The sequence below is a fragment of the Nitrosomonas sp. genome (assembly GCF_019752095.1).
Lineage (GTDB): Bacteria > Pseudomonadota > Gammaproteobacteria > Burkholderiales > Nitrosomonadaceae > Nitrosomonas.
Genome location: NZ_JAIEMO010000010.1, coordinates 47,504 through 63,952, shown reverse-complemented (window position 1 = coordinate 63,952; position 16,449 = coordinate 47,504). Strand labels below are relative to the sequence as shown.

General features: G+C 48.2%; 16 protein-coding genes. 12 read left to right on the top strand and 4 right to left on the bottom strand.

What is annotated here, in order from left to right; translation table 11 throughout:
* From K2Q13_RS04720 to K2Q13_RS04695, 6 genes are read left to right on the top strand one after another with little or no spacing between them, the layout of a single operon-like run.
* Positions 1-573, top strand: a complete 573-nt coding sequence (locus K2Q13_RS04720) for a hypothetical protein (RefSeq protein ID WP_292919514.1) — start codon at positions 1-3, stop codon at positions 571-573.
* A gap of 4 nt (positions 574-577) precedes the next feature.
* Entirely contained in the window at positions 578-1,150 is a 573-nt protein-coding gene (locus K2Q13_RS04715; RefSeq protein WP_292919513.1) for a hypothetical protein, read from the top strand.
* Positions 1,147-3,417 carry a secretin and TonB N-terminal domain-containing protein gene (locus K2Q13_RS04710; RefSeq protein ID WP_292919512.1) on the top strand — a complete coding sequence of 757 codons (2,271 nt, stop codon included), beginning with the start codon at positions 1,147-1,149 and terminating at the stop codon, positions 3,415-3,417. Before K2Q13_RS04715 ends, K2Q13_RS04710 begins: the two co-directional genes overlap by 4 nt.
* 5 nt (positions 3,418-3,422) lie before the next feature.
* On the top strand, positions 3,423-3,935 hold the full coding sequence (locus K2Q13_RS04705) for a prepilin-type N-terminal cleavage/methylation domain-containing protein (RefSeq protein WP_292919511.1): 513 nt from the start codon (positions 3,423-3,425) through the stop codon (positions 3,933-3,935).
* Between the two features lie 4 nt (positions 3,936-3,939).
* Positions 3,940-4,323, top strand: coding sequence for a prepilin-type N-terminal cleavage/methylation domain-containing protein (locus K2Q13_RS04700; protein ID WP_292919510.1), 384 nt, complete (start codon positions 3,940-3,942; stop codon positions 4,321-4,323).
* 37 nt (positions 4,324-4,360) lie between these two features.
* Positions 4,361-5,290, top strand: a complete 930-nt coding sequence (locus tag K2Q13_RS04695; protein WP_292919509.1) for a hypothetical protein — start codon at positions 4,361-4,363, stop codon at positions 5,288-5,290.
* A 42-nt stretch (positions 5,291-5,332) separates the two neighbouring features.
* Here the strand turns inward: K2Q13_RS04695 and K2Q13_RS04690 are convergent, their stop codons facing one another.
* On the bottom strand, positions 5,333-5,821 hold the full coding sequence (locus K2Q13_RS04690) for a RidA family protein (RefSeq protein WP_292919508.1): 489 nt from the start codon (positions 5,819-5,821) through the stop codon (positions 5,333-5,335).
* A 12-nt stretch (positions 5,822-5,833) separates the two neighbouring features.
* On the opposite strand from K2Q13_RS04690, the gene sbcB reads away from it, so the two are divergent.
* Positions 5,834-7,276: an exodeoxyribonuclease I gene (gene sbcB / locus K2Q13_RS04685; RefSeq protein WP_292919507.1), complete on the top strand. Its 1,443-nt coding sequence runs from the start codon at positions 5,834-5,836 to the stop codon at positions 7,274-7,276.
* Positions 7,277-7,348: 72 nt separating this feature from the next.
* On the opposite strand, the gene K2Q13_RS04680 is transcribed toward sbcB, so the two are convergent.
* Together K2Q13_RS04680 and K2Q13_RS04675 are read right to left on the bottom strand one after the other, a co-directional pair.
* Positions 7,349-7,627 carry a hypothetical protein gene (locus K2Q13_RS04680; RefSeq protein ID WP_292919506.1) on the bottom strand — a complete coding sequence of 93 codons (279 nt, stop codon included), beginning with the start codon at positions 7,625-7,627 and terminating at the stop codon, positions 7,349-7,351.
* Between the two features lie 166 nt (positions 7,628-7,793).
* Positions 7,794-8,189: a dihydroneopterin aldolase gene (locus tag K2Q13_RS04675; RefSeq protein ID WP_292919505.1), complete on the bottom strand. Its 396-nt coding sequence runs from the start codon at positions 8,187-8,189 to the stop codon at positions 7,794-7,796.
* A 107-nt stretch (positions 8,190-8,296) separates the two neighbouring features.
* On the opposite strand from K2Q13_RS04675, the gene plsY reads away from it, so the two are divergent.
* A complete protein-coding gene (gene plsY / locus K2Q13_RS04670; protein WP_292919504.1) occupies positions 8,297-8,911 on the top strand; it encodes a glycerol-3-phosphate 1-O-acyltransferase PlsY in 615 nt (204 codons plus the stop codon).
* Here the strand turns inward: plsY and tsaD are convergent.
* On the bottom strand, positions 8,908-9,942 hold the full coding sequence (tsaD, locus tag K2Q13_RS04665) for a tRNA (adenosine(37)-N6)-threonylcarbamoyltransferase complex transferase subunit TsaD (RefSeq protein ID WP_292919503.1): 1,035 nt from the start codon (positions 9,940-9,942) through the stop codon (positions 8,908-8,910). The genes plsY and tsaD overlap by 4 nt on opposite strands.
* A gap of 434 nt (positions 9,943-10,376) precedes the next feature.
* Between tsaD and K2Q13_RS04660 the strand changes: the two genes are divergently transcribed.
* The 4 genes from K2Q13_RS04660 (at position 10,377) to K2Q13_RS04645 (ending at position 16,410) form a co-directional block, all read left to right on the top strand.
* A complete protein-coding gene (locus K2Q13_RS04660; RefSeq protein WP_292919502.1) occupies positions 10,377-11,327 on the top strand; it encodes a CoA ester lyase in 951 nt (316 codons plus the stop codon).
* A gap of 95 nt (positions 11,328-11,422) precedes the next feature.
* A complete protein-coding gene (locus K2Q13_RS04655; protein ID WP_292919501.1) occupies positions 11,423-12,604 on the top strand; it encodes a malate--CoA ligase subunit beta in 1,182 nt (393 codons plus the stop codon).
* 9 nt (positions 12,605-12,613) lie between these two features.
* Positions 12,614-13,501, top strand: a complete 888-nt coding sequence (gene sucD / locus K2Q13_RS04650; protein WP_292919500.1) for a succinate--CoA ligase subunit alpha — start codon at positions 12,614-12,616, stop codon at positions 13,499-13,501.
* Between the two features lie 470 nt (positions 13,502-13,971).
* The gene (locus K2Q13_RS04645) at positions 13,972-16,410 is read left to right on the top strand and encodes a Calx-beta domain-containing protein (protein ID WP_292919499.1); all 2,439 of its coding nucleotides are present in this window, start codon (positions 13,972-13,974) and stop codon (positions 16,408-16,410) included.
* Positions 16,411-16,449: the final 39 nt, after the last annotated feature.

Sequence of the window (16,449 nt, the reverse complement as noted above, 5' to 3'; positions counted from 1 at the left end):
TTGCCACAAATTTCGTGGAATCGACTCATACCGCTGCTGCGCTGGCAGCTGGGGCGCTTGGGTAATCTGGGCAAGGTCGGCATTGGTTTGATGCTGGCAACAGGTATTTATTATTTGCTGGTCGTGATGCCGCAAGAAACAGAGTTGCAAAAACTTAAAGATCGAGCTGTTACGCTGCAGGCTGCATCGAAAAATTCTTCCGGTGAAGGCGCGGATTCCGAAGCTGGTAAAAAAATGAGCGGTGATCAGGCATTACAAGTGTTTTATGATTTCTTTCCGCGGGTTGATTCTTCGCCATTCTGGATTCGTGAATTGGTGCGAGTGGCTAAGAAGCAAGGTGTGGAGCTGACTAGTAGCGAATATCGGCTGATAAATGACAACGATGCACGTCTGGCGCGCTATGAAATGGTTTTGCCGGTGAAAGGTAAATATTCCCAGATCCGTGCATTTATTGCCGAGGCTCTGGAAACTGTCCCGGCTATGGCGATATCGGCGATCGCTATAAAGCGTGAGAGTACGGCCAGTGATAAGCTTGAAGTGCGACTGGAAATTAATCTTTATATGAATAAATAATAAAATGGATGCAGCGGAAAAAAAACGCAAAATGATTATTGGAGGGGTACTGGTAGCGACAGTGATCGCTGCGGCTTTGGTCGAAGTTGATGACGAGCCTGAATTTCATGTTCCAGAAGCCCTGCAATCAGGAAGAACGGCTCAGGACAGAGCCAAAAAAAATGAATCAAACGCTGCGCAACTGGATGTGAGTAAGCTCGGGCAGCGGAAATTTAGCCCGGTCGCCGGTGAGCTGTTTGCGTCTACGACCTGGGTGCCGAAACGGGTTGTTATCGACGATCATGAAGAAGAACAACAAGCCATCAGAATGGCACAGGCTGCAAGAGCCTCGGCACCTCCAGCACCGACTGCGCCGCCTTTGCAATTTAAATACGCTGGCAAAGCGATTGCGGACGATGAAACATGGGTTTTCCTGTCGCAATCCGGAGAGAATTTGATTACCAAGCTTGGTGGAGAAATTAACGATACATACCGACTGGATTCGGTCAATGACGATGCTATTACGATGACTTATTTGCCGCTCAATATCAAACAGACGCTTACGATCAATAATCAAATAGCAGGAACTTTCCGATGAGAAGCTGGAGAATAATTGTCCTTATCATTTTATTCATATCTATTGCCGGGTGCGCGGTTAATAACCGAACGTTCGGCACCCGGAATATAGCATTCGATGATGGACAAAAGCTGATTGCGCAAGGCCAGTTTGAAAGCGGGCTTGCAAAACTAGAACAAGCGCGACGTGAGGAGCCGGAGAACCAGGAGATTCATGCAGTAGCAGTACGTCTGGGCGAAGAAGTTATAGCTAAGCTTCAATTTGATGCTGAGAGCTTACGCTTGTCTGGAGATTTGGAGCGTGCAGAAAAAGCATTTCAACGCATCTTAAATCTATATCCATTCAATGAACGCGCTAAAGCAGGCCTCGAGTTGATAGCATTGGAGCGCCGCCATATTGCTGCGGTCGATGTTGCAAGAGCATTGTTGGCACGCAATGATGTGTTGGGAGCAGAAACAATGGTTCGTGCCATTTTGCAAGAGAACTCCGAGCAGTTACATGCTCGTCAATTGATTTCAGAAATAAATTCACGCCTATCTCGACCGGAAGTAACTGATTTGGCATTGGAATCCGCTTTCAAGAAAGCGATAACTATGGAATTTAAAGACACTGATTTAAGAACTGTGTTTGAGTTGATGTCCCGTACGGCAGGTATCAATTTTGTTTTTGATAAAGATTTAAGACAGGATGCCAAAATATCTATTTTCGTTCGGCAAAATACTATCGAAGATATACTGAAGTTGATTCTTACGACGAATCAATTAGCCTACAAAGTGCTCAATAGTAATTCGCTATTGATTTATCCCAACACACCGGCCAAGCTGAAAGATTATCAAGAGCTGGTCGTACGCAGTTTTCAAATTGCACATACCGATGTCAAACAAATGGTTGCGATGGTTAGAGGTATCGTCAAGGCCAAAGATATTTATGTCAACGAGCAACTCAATCTATTTATCATGCGCGATACGCTGGAAGCGATCCGTTTAACTGAGCGATTGGTAAGCCTAAATGATTACGCAGAGCCCGAAGTCATGCTCGAAGTTACAATTCTGGATATTACGCGTACTAATTCCTTTTTACTGGGGCCTAATTTTCCTCAATCACTCCAATTTAACTATGCAGGAAATGCCGTTGCAGGTACCGCAGCAGCTTTAATCAGTCAATTTGGTTTTTCCGGTCTTAGTAGTTTTGGTATGACTAGTCAAGCTAAAATTGATTTCCTGCAAAATTTTTCAGCGGGAGATATATTGGCAAATCCCAGGATTCGAGTCAATAATCGAGAAAAAGCGAAAATTCATGTGGGTACCAAGGAACCCTTTTTCACGGCCAATGTGGCTGCTGGTGTTGCTGCCATTGTTACTTCAACTCCAACTTTTATCGATTTGGGTGTTAAGCTCGATGTTGAACCCCGTATTGGAATAAACAATGACATAACACTAAAAGTTACGTTGGAAGTGAGTTCTCTGTTAAGTACTATAACAGGTCCAGGTGGAGCAACTGCTCCACGTGTAGGGACGAGGAATGCTGAAACTCTTCTCACTGTAAAAGATGGGGAAACGCAAATTATAGCGGGGCTTCTTGATAATCGAGATAGAAGAGATATGAAAGGTCTCGCAGGATTATTTAACATTCCAGGATTGGATCGATTGACGTCGAATCAAGATATTCAAAGAACAAAAAATGAAGTGGTGTTGCTCATAACTCCTCGAATTATCCGCAATCTTCCCAAACCAATCAATTTAGAAAATGAACACCACTTCGGCACTGCCAGCGAAGCGGGTAAATTGCCGGTTGTGATTCAAAAAACCGCAGCGCAATCCCTGGCAATTGCGCCAGCCGGTTCTGGCTCTGGTTCATCTACTGCAAGAGGCTTGGATGCCTTTGCTGCGGCACGGGAAGAATCGGATATTCCTAATCCTTTTGCCGCTGCTGCGGCGATGACGCCTACATTGACGATGCAAGCGCCAACCACGGTGGGTTTGGATAAGGAATTTTCGGTCAATGTTCGGCTGGTCGGTGCAAAACCGATGGTTAATACGGAACTCCAATTAAATTACGAATCCAGCGTCTTGGAAGCGCTCGATGGCGGGGATAAATCCGGTACGCGCACTATCAGGTTGGGTAGAGATCAAACGACCGGTTTGGCTACGCAAATACGATTTAAAGTGATTGCGGCCAATCCTAGCATCACGGAAATCAATATTCAGAATGCCACTGCTGAAGATCTGGAGACTGGAGAATCGGTCGATGTGATGTTGCCTGCAACCGCGACTGTCAATATTAAATAATTTTCATGCGGAGTTCATTGACCTTCTTTCGTAAACATAAAGGCTTTACACTGATTGAGTTGATGATCGTGGTCGCGATCATGGGGATTCTGGCGACAGCGGCCATGCCGTTACGTGAACTCATGGTAAAGCGAGAAAAGGAGCAAGAGTTGCGTGTTGCATTGCGCCAGATACGTACCGCAATCGATGCCTACAAGCTGGCCACCGACGAGGGACGCATCGCCAAAAAAGCCGATGAATCGGGTTATCCTCCCAGGCTTGAAGAGCTCTACATGGGCGTGCCGGATATCAAAGATCCCAAAAAGAAAATTATTTATTTTTTGCGCCGCCTGCCTAGAGACCCCATGTTCACAGAGCTGGATATTGTCGGTATACAGTTAACTCCGGCAGAAGAAACCTGGGGGAGACGTAGTTATGAAAGCCCCTGGGATAGCCCCAAAGAAGGCGATGATGTTTTTGATGTTTTTTCACGCTCGGAAGCCATCGGCATGAATGGCATCCCTTACCGGGAATGGTGATCGCATGTCAGCAAATCTGAGACACCAGGGATTTACCTTGATTGAGTTGCTGGTGGTCATGGCCATTGTCGCCACATTATTGAGCCTTGTCGCCCCACGTTATTTCAGTTCGCTCGATAAAGCCAAAGAAGCGGTATTGCGACAAGATCTCTTGATTATGCGAAATGCAATAGATCAGTTTTATTCCGACACAGGAAAATATCCGATTGATTTGGAGGAGCTGGTGGACAAGCACTATTTACGCAAGGTTCCGATAGATCCATTTACTGAAAACAATCAAACCTGGATTGTGATGCCGCCCAAGAATGAAATGGAATCAGGTGTCTATGATGTTCATAGTGGTCACACCGGGCAATCGGCGGACGGTACCTATTATGAAGAATGGTAAGCGATTCTTTCTGAGTCGCATTCTTTAGCGAGCTAAAATGTCTCAGCTGGAAAATGGTTTTGTCTATCTCTGGGCTTTGTTTTCTATCGCTTTGGCTGGCGTTATCATGGCCGGGGCAGCGCAAGTATGGCAAGCCAAATCACAGCGCGATAAGGAAGCTGAACTGTTGTTTGTTGGCGAACAATTCCGTAAAGCCATCATGTCGTATCATAGTAGCGGCACAAAGCAATACCCGGAAAAGTTGGAAGATTTGCTGCAAGATGGCCGTGCAATAAACGTTCAACGTCATTTACGTAAAATCTATCTGGACCCGATCACCAACTCAGAGGAATGGGGCCTGATTGAGGAAACTCCGGCTAATACCGCCGCCGGTGCTGCGGCAACGCAAAACAACGCAGCGTCGAACCAAAGATCGGCGACAAATCCAAGTTCAGCTACGAATCCAGGTGCAGCTTCAGGGTCGGGCGCAACTTCAAGTCCGAGCGCAACCCCGAATAATCCCAATACCGCTGCCAATCCGAGCGCAGCAGCGAGCCCCGGCTTAGCCCCTAATGCTAATCAAGCAGCGGGCACTGCTGGGCAAGCTTCCAGCAGTAATCCGACAGCAAGCACCAGCTCTGGAATGAGCTCTAATATTGGGAAAAGAATCATCGGGGTATATAGTCTTTCGGAGAAGAGACCCATAAAAAAAGACCAATTTCCTGAGGTTTATGCCAAGTTCTCGGAAGCTAAAACTTATCAGGATTGGAAATTTATCTATAAACCTGGAGAAGGCGCCGCTGCAAAAGGATCGGCATCGCCACAGAATCAACCCAGTGCCCCTGGAGCAGCGCCAGCGAAAGGTTCGCCTTTTTCACCGCAATCCTCCCAAGGCTCTTCGGGTTCATCCGGTTCATCTGCTTCGCCTTTCGGGTCGCAATCTTCTCCAGCACCGGCTCAAGGCGCTTCACCTTTCGGATCGAAATAGCTCAACGGGAAATTTTGAGATATCGCAAATCGTATTCCCGCATCACTCAGCTCCGGTATTGCGGTAAGCTGTCACCTGAATTTCAATTTTCATGCGCGGATCGGACAAGCCGGCCGCCAGCATCATCGCCGATGGCCTGACATTACCAAGATATTTGCGCATCACCGGCCAGCATTTCTCGAAGTCTTCGGCTTTTGGAAACACATACGTGACGCGTACTACATCTTTCATGCTTGCACCGGCTTGTTGCAATGCCGACTCGATGTTCTGAAAACATTGTTCCGCTTGCTCCAGCAAATCATTCGAGATGGTCATTTTGCTGTAGTCAAAACCGGTCGTGCCGGATACCAACACCCAATCACCTTCGACCACCGCGCGAGAATAGCCGATTTCCTTTTCGAAGGTTGAACCTGAGCTGATGAGTTTGCGTGCCATACTGTGTCCTTTTTGTCTGATTGAGAAAGTTTTGCGCAAGATATCTCTATAATGGCGCAATGCTTTTATTGTAAAACGAGTTTTGAACCAGCGCATTCAAATCTGTAAATGACCAAGAAGATGACATTTTATTGGCATGACTACGAAACATTTGGTGCCGATCCGCGGCGTGATCGTCCGGCGCAATTCGCCGGGGTGCGTACCGATGAAGCTTTACATGAAATTGGCGAACCGCTGATGATCTATTGCAGGCCGGCGCGGGATTTTCTACCGCATCCGGAAGCCTGCCTGCTCACTGGCATTACGCCACAATTGGCCGATGCTCAAGGGATGCCGGAACCCGAATTCATTGCGCGTATCCACGCCGAATTGGCGCAACCGGGTACCTGTGGCGTTGGCTACAACTCGCTGCGATTTGACGATGAAGTGACACGCTTTACCCTGTATCGCAATTTTTACGATCCCTATGCGCGCGAGTGGCAACAAGGCAATTCGCGCTGGGATATCATTGATCTGGTGCGTATGACGTATGCGTTGCGCCCTGCGGGTATCACCTGGCCGCAACATGAAGACGGGAAACCCAGTTTTAAACTGCAGGATCTGGTTGCGGTCAACGGTATTCTGCATGAATCCGCGCATGATGCCTTGTCCGACGTGCGTGCCACGATTGCCCTGGCGCGCCTGATACGCACGCAACAGCCGCGCCTCTTTGACTGGTTGTTGCAGCTACGCGACAAGCGCAAGGCCACGACACAGCTTGATCTAACGACACGCAACCCGGTATTGCACACAACGCGCATGTATCCGGCTAAAACCGGTTGTACTTCGCTGGTCATGCCCTTGATTATGGAACCGGGAAATAATAACAGCGTGTTGGTGTATGACTTGCGCCATGACCCGGAAATGTTCCTGTCGCTGAATGCAGACGAACTGAGCCAATTGCTGTTTACCCGTAACGAGGACTTGCCCGAAGGCATGCAACGGCTGCCGGTCAAATCAATAAAGATCAACAAATGCCCAGCACTTGCGCCACGTAATACTTTAGATGATGAAGCCGCTGAACGTATCGCACTTGATCTGGATGCTTGTTACCAACATTGGCAAACATTATGCGCCGTTCCCGAGTTTTTTCAGCGTGTGGCGACTGCTTATACCAGCCGCACATTTGAGTCATCCGGTGACGTCGATGTGGCCCTGTACGACGGTTTTCTGAGCAATGCGGATGCAGCATCACTGGGACAAATACGAGCAGCTTCACCGAAACAGCTGGCAAAAATGCAATTTGATTTTCATGATAAGCGATTGCCTGAATTGTTGTTTCGCTATCGCGCCCGTAATTGGCCGGAAACATTAGAGTCAGTAGAAGTGGAGCGGTGGAAATTGTTGCGCTTGCAGCGCCTGACGCAAGCAAATGGCGGTGGGAACATCACTTTTGACGAATTCTCGGCGCAAATTGCGTTATTTCGGGAAACGTATAAAGCGGATGAGAAGGCTAAGCGGATATTGAATGAATTGGAAGCGTGGGGTAGTAACTTGATGGATTCGTCATAGATACCCCGCATCCAGAGGCATTTTCTCTTTTAGCGTGCATCAACTGTTTCGAAAACGTTTTTCAGAGAACTGTTAACGTTTAAAACTATTCGCCGTGATTTCTTTTTCTCCGCACAGCTTGGCGGTTTCATTGACGCAGCCGATTGCGGCAGTCATTTCAAATTCTGCTGCTTTGACTTCCGCTATCGCGGTTTTTATTGCTTCCGCTTCCATATCAATTGTTTTTGTCGGATCTTCGGCTAAGTTGCGTATTTGTGTCGAAAGGTTGTAAAGCACAGCAAAGCGTTTTTCTGCTGCATCCTTAGCTTGTTTCATAAAGGCGTGGTATTCGCCCAGCAATTCATATTTCATCGCTTATCCTTCAACCTGTTAGCCAAGCAATTAAAACTTGCCGGATATTAGTGTCGAGTTCTACCAGGGCTGGCTGTTAGTCTGGTACCGAGTCATGAAACCAATACAAGTTACCAACCCACAATATCACAAGAAATGATACTGGATCCATCAGCGAAACCCTCAATTAGTTCTTAACTAGACCTATGCGCGACCGAATATCGGATACAGCATCCGGTGTCCGTTCAATGCACACCCCCAGCTTCTTGACTCCGCGAATGATTCCAAGTTTGGCAACGCTAATTTTAACCCACGGTGATTGAAATTCCGTCAGAATAGTTTGCGCGATATACTCAGCCAATGCTTCTAGTAGTGAGAAATGGTGCTTTGTCAGGATTTCGTTAATTCTTTCGATGATCAGCGCATAATCCAATGCATCCTGGATGTTATCGGATTGACATGCACGGCTAGTGGGCAGCGCGATTTCCAGGTCTATCTGGATAGTTTGTGGAACTATCCGTTCCCAGGGATAAATGCCAATTAGGGTCTTGGCCTTGAAGTCATGCAGAAAAATAATATCCATCGTTGATTAAGCGCTAAAATGTGTGGGTTAATCTGGGAGTGCCGGAAGCCTCATTGGTATGAGCAATACGCGATTCTATTCTATTTTGTCTGGGTGGTGCTGATCACATGACGTTATTGGTGTTTGCTTTGCTGGCTTATTTGCTGGGATCGGTTTCCTTTGCCGTGGTATCCAGTTGGATTTTTAAATTACCCGATCCGCGCACGTACGGCTCAAAAAATCCGGGCGCAACCAATGTCTTGCGTAGCGGCAAGAAAGCAGCGGCAGTTTTAACCTTGCTAGGCGATGCCGGAAAAGGCTGGATTGCAGTAATTCTGGCGCAAACGTACGCTACGACTTGGGAATTGGGGAACGAAGCAGTGGCTGTGGTTGCCTTGGCGGTGTTTCTTGGGCACGTGTTCCCGGTATTTTTGCGTTTTCAGGGTGGCAAAGGCGTGGCAACTGCGGTGGGGGTGTTGTTGGGTTTGAATTTTTGGATGGGTCTGATGGCTATCGGAACTTGGATGTTGGTCGCATGGATTTGGCGCATATCATCGTTGTCGGCTTTGGTTGCCGCCGCGTTGGCGCCAGTATATGCCGGTGCCATACTTGGCTTTGAAGGCAGCACATTCGCTGTGTTGTTGATGTCGCTGATATTGATTTGGCGGCATCAGTCGAATATCGTCAATTTACTTGCTGGCAAGGAAGGACGTATTGGTGAAAAAAAATCTCCCGGCACTTAATCAGCTTCCGGTAGTTCAAGCATTTCCAGGTCCCAGCGTGCCTTGACGGTGAAGCTGCTTGCTGGTTGCCAATTCTTTTCCGGCATGGCCTGGAGTCGCATCGCACCGGCAAATGCAATCATGGCGCCATTGTCGGTACAAAATTCAAGTTCCGGATAAAAAACCACCGCGCCTTTCAAGGCCGCTTTGTGGTCGAGATTTTCGCGTAACTGCTCGTTGGCGCCGACACCCCCGGCTACCACCAGTTGCGTCAGTCCTGATCGTGATAAGGCCGTCAGCGATTTTTCCGTCAATACTTCCACCACCGCATCTTGAAATGCCAAAGCAATATCCGCACGGATTTGGTCGATACTTTCCTGTTTGTTGACTAAAGTAAGTACTGCAGTCTTTAGCCCGCTGAAACTAAAATTGAGGTCCCCACTATTCAGCATTGGCCGCGGCAGTTTAAATTGTCCCGGGCGGCCTCGCCGCGCGAGTTTAGATAAAGCCGCGCCACCCGGATAACCCAATCCCAGTAATTTAGCCGTTTTATCAAATGCTTCACCGGCAGCATCGTCTACAGTCTCGCCCAGCAGCCTATAGTGACCAACTGCATCCACTTGCATCAATTGCGTATGCCCTCCAGATACCAGCAAAGCAATGAATGGAAAGCTTGGTGCCGGCGTGGATAATAACGGAGACAGTAAGTGTCCTTCCAGATGATGAATACCCAGCGCAGGAATTTTCAACGCAAAACTCATTGCTGCGCCAATACTAGCACCGACTAGAAGCGCACCGGCCAAACCGGGGCCCTGTGTATACGCTATGGCATTGATTTGGTGCAAGTCACATTTCGCAGCGGCTAATGTTTGTTTAATCAAGGGCAACACGCGTCGGATATGATCGCGCGATGCCAGCTCAGGCACCACGCCGCCATATTCGCTATGCATTTCTATTTGAGAATACAATGCGTGATTCAGCAGACCGCGCTCTGTGTCAAAAAGTGCGATTCCGGTTTCGTCGCAAGAAGTTTCAATTCCTAAAACAAGCATGAGAAAGAATCAGGGTAGTTATGGTTTTATGGATAGATTATCACTGGGTTATTTTAGCATTGTGACTCTTAATGACCGGTAGCTTTTGCTGCATCCCTATCGATCAATTGAGCTCGCATAATGCCCGATTCAGAATCCTTTTGCACAGATGCATTTCACATGGGGAAAGGCTGTCAGTAGATAAATTCTCATAGAGAAGATATAATTCGCTGAATAATTAGCCTTTAAAATAAGAAACCAAAACCATTTATTCTAACCGTTCACCTCATCAAGATTACCTGCGTTGCTAATCCACGAATCACAGAATGCTTTAATTCCATGCCTACTTTTGAGGGCAGATCAGGTGAAATGGTGCGCAATAAACCATAATTCATCCGGCATGTTCGTTGTTAGCCCTATTGATTACTTAAAAATTTATTAATTCTGGAGGAAAAATGAGTCACACGCTTTATGAAACCACCGTACAGCGAGTACAACGCTGTGAATTGGCCGTACCGGGCTCCAACCCAGGGATGTTTGAGAAGGCATTGAATAGCGGTGTAGACTTTGTTTTTCTCGATTTGGAGGATGCAGTCGCTCCCGATGACAAAGTCCAAGCGCGTAAGAATGTTATTCAGGCGCTTAACGATTTGGATTGGAAAGGTCATGGCATCACAGTTTCAGTGCGTATCAACGGTCTTGATACGCAATACATGGTGCGTGATGTAGTTGATTTGGTTGAGCAGGCCGGAAGCAAGATTGATACGCTGTTGATCCCGAAAGCAGGTGTTTATGCGGATGTCTACATGGTGGAAGCCATGGTGACACAGCTTGAAAAGCAACAAGGCCTGACCAACCGCATCGGTCTGGAAGCATTGATTGAAACCGCACTGGGCATGGCCAATGTGGAGGATATAGCGCGTCACGGTACAGTAGGGCGATTGGAAGCCTTGCATTTCGGCGTGGCTGATTACGCCGCCAGCAATCGTGCCAGAACCACCAACATCGGCGGTTTGAACCCGGATTACCCCGGCGACCAGTGGCATTTCGCCATCAGTCGGATGATTGTGGCTTGCCGTGCCTATGGCTTGCGCCCTATCGATGGCCCATTTGGCGACATTAAAGATCCGGATGGTTACGTGCTTGCGGCGAAACGCGCAGCTGCACTGGGTTGCGAAGGTAAATGGGCCATTCATCCGACGCAGATTGAGTTTGCAAACGATGTATTCACGCCGCCTGAAAGAGAGATTGAAAAAGCCAAACGCATTTTGGCTGCGCTCAAGGAAGCTGCCGCCCAAGGTAAGGGCGCTGCAGCATTGGATGGCCGTTTAATAGATGCAGCTTCGGAAAGAATGGCCAATAATGTGGTGAAAGTCGCCGATGCGATTGCCGCCAAAAATGGTTGATGATTAAAAGCCGCAATCTGCGGCTTTTGTTTTTGTGATGCAATGAATTGAGCTTATTGAGTTAACGCAGTTATTGCGATTGTGGGGAAATTGAATTGAACATACACGAATATCAAGCAAAAGAAATCCTGGCGCAGTACGGCGTCAAGATCGCTGAAGGTGGTCTCGCCTACAGCGTTGTCGAAGCAGTGCAACGTGCCAGAGAAATAGAGGGCGATGTATGGGTCGTCAAGGCGCAAATTCATTCGGGTGCGCGCGGCAAGGCGGGCGGCATTAAGGTGTGCAGAACGCATGCGGAAGTCGAACAAGCCGCCGAGGAATTAATCGGCAAAAAATTGGTGACACACCAAACCGGACCTACTGGAAAAATTTGCTCCAGGATCTATGTTGAAGCCGGAACCAGTATTAGCAAGGAGATGTATCTATCCTTCATGGTCGATCGCGCTAGTGAGCGCATTATCATGATCGGTGCTGCCGAAGGCGGAATGGAGATCGAGAAACTGGCAGAGACCAATCCGGATGCGATCATCAAGATTTATATTGAGCCCGCCGTCGGGTTGCAGGATTTTCAAGTGCGAAAAATGGCGTTTGGTTTAGGTATCGATCCGGCGCAACTGAATCATGCGGTAAAAACCATCAAAGGCTGTTATCGTGCGTTGCGGGATCTCGACGCCAATACCCTGGAGATCAACCCGCTGGCCATAACCGCCAATAACGAAATTGTGGCACTCGACGCTAAAATGGTATTTGACGAAAATGCATTGTTCCGCCGTCATAAGATCGCTGAACTGCGTGACAATACGCAAGTTGATAATCGCGAAGTCGCAGCCGCCGAAGCTGGTTTGAGTTATGTCGGACTGGATGGCGACATCGGTTGCATGATTAATGGTGCAGGCCTGGCTATGGCGACGATGGATATGATCAAGCTGGCGGGCGGCGAGCCTGCCAATTTTCTCGACGTCGGTGGCGGTGCATCCGCCGAGCGTACTGAAAAAGCATTCCGTTTGGTGCTTGCCGATGCCAACGTTAAAGCAATGCTGGTGAATATTTTCGCCGGTATCAACCGCTGTGACTGGATTGCGGAAGGCGTGGTGCAAGCGGTCAAGAACATCGATATGAAAATCCCGTTGGTGGTTCGCCTATCGGGAACCAATGTCGAAGAAGGCCGTAGCATCATCAAGAATAGCGGCTTGCCGATCATCACAGCCGATACGTTAGCGGAAGCCGCAGAAAAAGTGGTTCGCGCCCGCAACGAAGTCGTCGCACAAAAAGCCTAGGAGTACAAAGTGGCCATATTAATCAACGAAAAAACAAAAATTATTGTGCAAGGGTTTACCGGAAGAATCGGTACCTTTCACGCGCAGGAAATGATTGACTACGGTTCCAATGTAGTCGGCGGTGTCACGCCCGGTAAAGGCGGACAAAAGCATCTGGGATTGCCGGTATTTAACACGGTTAAGGAAGCAGTCGAGCAAGTCGGCGCGGAAGCCAGTATCGTCTTCGTGCCGCCGGCTTTCGCCGCAGATTCGATCATGGAAGCCGCCGATGCTGGTATCAAATACTGTGTCTCGATTACCGACGGTATCCCCACGCAAGACATGATGACGGTCAAGAATTTCCTGCGCCGTTTCCCGAAAGCAGACCGCATGTTAATGACCGGCCCGAATTGCGCCGGCACCATCAGTCCAGGCCGCGCTATGCTTGGCATCATGCCGGGCCATATTTATATTCGCGGCAATGTCGGCGTGGTTGGCCGCTCCGGTACCTTGGGTTATGAAGCCGCCGACCAGATGCGCTTACTCGGCATCGGTATTTCAACCTCGGTCGGCATCGGCGGCGATCCGATTCCCGGCAGCTCGCACCGCGATATTCTGGAACGGCTGGAACAAGATCCAGAAACCAAAGTTGCGCTGATGATCGGCGAGATCGGGGGGCCGCAGGAAGTCGAAGCGGGTAAGTTCGCCAAGGAAAATATGACCAAGCCATTGGTGGCTTACATTGCTGGCTTAACCGCACCGGAAGGACGGCGCATGGGACACGCCGGCGCTATCATCTCCTCAGCCGGAGAAAGTGCGGCCGAGAAAGTCGCAATGCTGAAAGAACTCGGTGTCACCATCTGTCCGACACCATCGCTGATGGGGCAAACGGTGGCGGAAGTATTGGCAAAACTGTAACAACGACTCATAAGATGAAAAGCCCGGTAACTTTTGTGTTTCCGGGCTTTTTATTACCTGGAACAAAAGCATCCGAGCAATCCTCGATTTTCCAAAAATCCTAATTCGACGAGTTTCAGTTCATCAATTTTTTAATCTTTCCAATGCATTGATAACGTCATTATGATCCAGGCTCGTGTGGAAATAAGCTTAATTCAATGTTGCCTAATGACTGCCTAAATTAGTCTTTTTTAGGAAGCTGAGATAAGCAAATTTATCCATAAAATCATGACTAAAAATCTGAAAAAGAGCTGTCACAAAAGTTGTAATTTTGAATGAATTCAGTGCTATGATTCGCCTTGCTCTCTTGCATATAGAGCGAACAGTTATAGCTGTTCCGGCTTGAATTAGCCAGAGTTCAAGCTGTTGCCAAATATTAATAAAAGCGATTTGAGAGTAGTACTCTGATAAATCTTCTAAGGATAATAAAAATGACAACTATTCGAGTCGATGATGTTTTTGTCGATGAAACCAATGCAACTGCAAATTTTACTGTGTGGCTGGATGTTGCTGATGCTAACCCAGTAACCGTCAATTACCGAACAGACCTGAATACCGCCACTTACGGCGGTAACCAGGATTTTGTATTTACCTCGGGAACCTTAACCTTTAATCCCGGTGAAGTATCTAAGACGGTTAGTGTCTCTATCACCAACGATGCAATCGCTGAAGCGATCGAGAATTTTGAACTTAATTTATCTTCGCCCAGTGCCAATGCAACCATTGCTGACGCGTCTGCGCTTGGAACCATCATCGATAACGATGCGCCATCGGGCACGCCGGTTGTTTCTATCAATGACTTTACCGTAGACGAAGCGACCAAGGAAGCCACGTTTGTCATCGTGCTTGACCGACCATCGACCAGCGTGGTTTCGATGAATTATGCAACACAAAATGGCACGGCCCTGGCGGGTTCGGACTTTGTCGCCACGAATGGTTCGCTTAAGTTTGCGCCGGGTGAGACCGCCAAAACGGTCAAGGTTTCGTTGGTGAATAACACAGCATTTGAGGCTTCTGAATCGTTCAATCTGGTGTTGTCTGCGCTTACTAACGCCACCACGCTAGATAATATTGGCACTGCAATTATTTTTGAGAACGATGCAGCTGCGGTGAGCAATTCGAGAATTTCTGTCGACGATATATTTGTCGATGAATCGCAGGCCTATGCGGACTTTATCGTGCGTCTGGATGCGCCGAATATCAATTCTGTAACCGTCAACTACCGTACCGACCTGAATACGGCCACTTATGGCGGTAACCAGGATTTTGTGTTTACATCGGGTACGCTGAATTTTGCTGCGGGAGAGATGGTTAAGACGGTGCGGGTTACGATGTCGAATGGTTCAATCGCTGAAGCGATCGAGAATTTTGAACTTAATCTATCTTCGCCCAGCGCCAATGCAACCATATCCGATCCTACTGCTCTTGGGACCATCATCGATAACGATGCAACCTCCGGTGTGCCGGTGGCAAGAATTACTGACGCTGTTGTGGACGAAACCGACCAAACGGCAACCGTCACCGTCATTCTTGACAAACCAAGTGTTAATGGCACAAAAGTTAATGTGGCAGGGCAGAATGTGACGGCAAATAATGGCGGAGATTTTCGTAATCTGCATATTGGCACGGTTGCGTTTGCTCCAGGAGAAACAGCTAAAACGGTTACATTCGGGCTGTTGAACGATAATGCGGTTGAAGATGCGGAGCTATTTGATGTGACATTAAACAACCCTGTCGGCATGACGGTGGGAGACGGGCGTGGACATGTCATTATCGCCGGCAATGATAGGGCTGCTGTGGCCTCACCTGTCATCAATGTTGCGAATATCGCTGCATCCGAAGATAAAGGATTTATTGATTTCCAGATTACCTTGACCGCACCAAGTGTTGGCGGTGCTCGAGTAAACTACAGCACCACCACAGGTACGGCTGGTTTTAATACAGATTATGTGCATGCCACCGGCACCCTGGTTTTTACTCCCGGTGAAGTATCCAAAATTGTCCGAGTCGGCCTGGTTGACGATATCACAGCGGAAGCGCTCGAGAACTTTACATTCAACTTAAGTGGCGCAGTCAATGCAACGATCGGTAATGCCTCGGCCAGCGCGACAATTATTGATAACGAGAGCGCTGCGCCTGCAGCACCGATTGCAATCGCGGGTACTTCCGGGAATGATATTTTGCAAGGTACGCAGTTCAGAGATACTTTTACAGGCGGTGCCGGCAATGACATATTCAATGGCGGTAATGGCAATGACAGTATGGTGGGAGGAGGCGGGAACGATACTTTCATCATCGAGAATGCAGGCGATACGTATTCCGAGGCAGCCGGCGGCGGTACCGATCTGGTGATCAGTTATCTGCCAAATCATACGCTGGGCGTTAATGTTGAGAACCTGCTTTTGGCCGGTACCGCAACCACGGGAATTGGCAATACACTCGCCAACACGATTACTGGCAATGGCGGAAACAACACGATCAACGGTAGTTCCGGGAATGACATCCTGAATGGAGCGGCAGGTTCCGACAATATTTCCGCAGGCACGGGTTCTGATTTCATCGTGTTCAATACCGCGCTGAATGCGACTACTAATGTCGATACGATTGCGGATTTTAACGTGGTTGATGATACCATCCGCTTGGAAAATGCCATTTTTACCAAGTTTACGGCAACAGGCGCTATTCCCGCGAATACGCTGGTATCGGGTCCAGGTGCAGTAGCCTTGGATAGTAATGATTTCCTGATTTATAACACTACCAATGGAAATCTTTATTACGATGCTGACGGCAATGGTGCCGGTGCGCAAGTGGCTTTTGCAACATTGGCAGGAACGCCTGTGCTAACAGCTGCCGATTTTGTAATTATTTAAAATCTTATTGAAGGTATTTCCGATTGTTTTCGCGGTAAT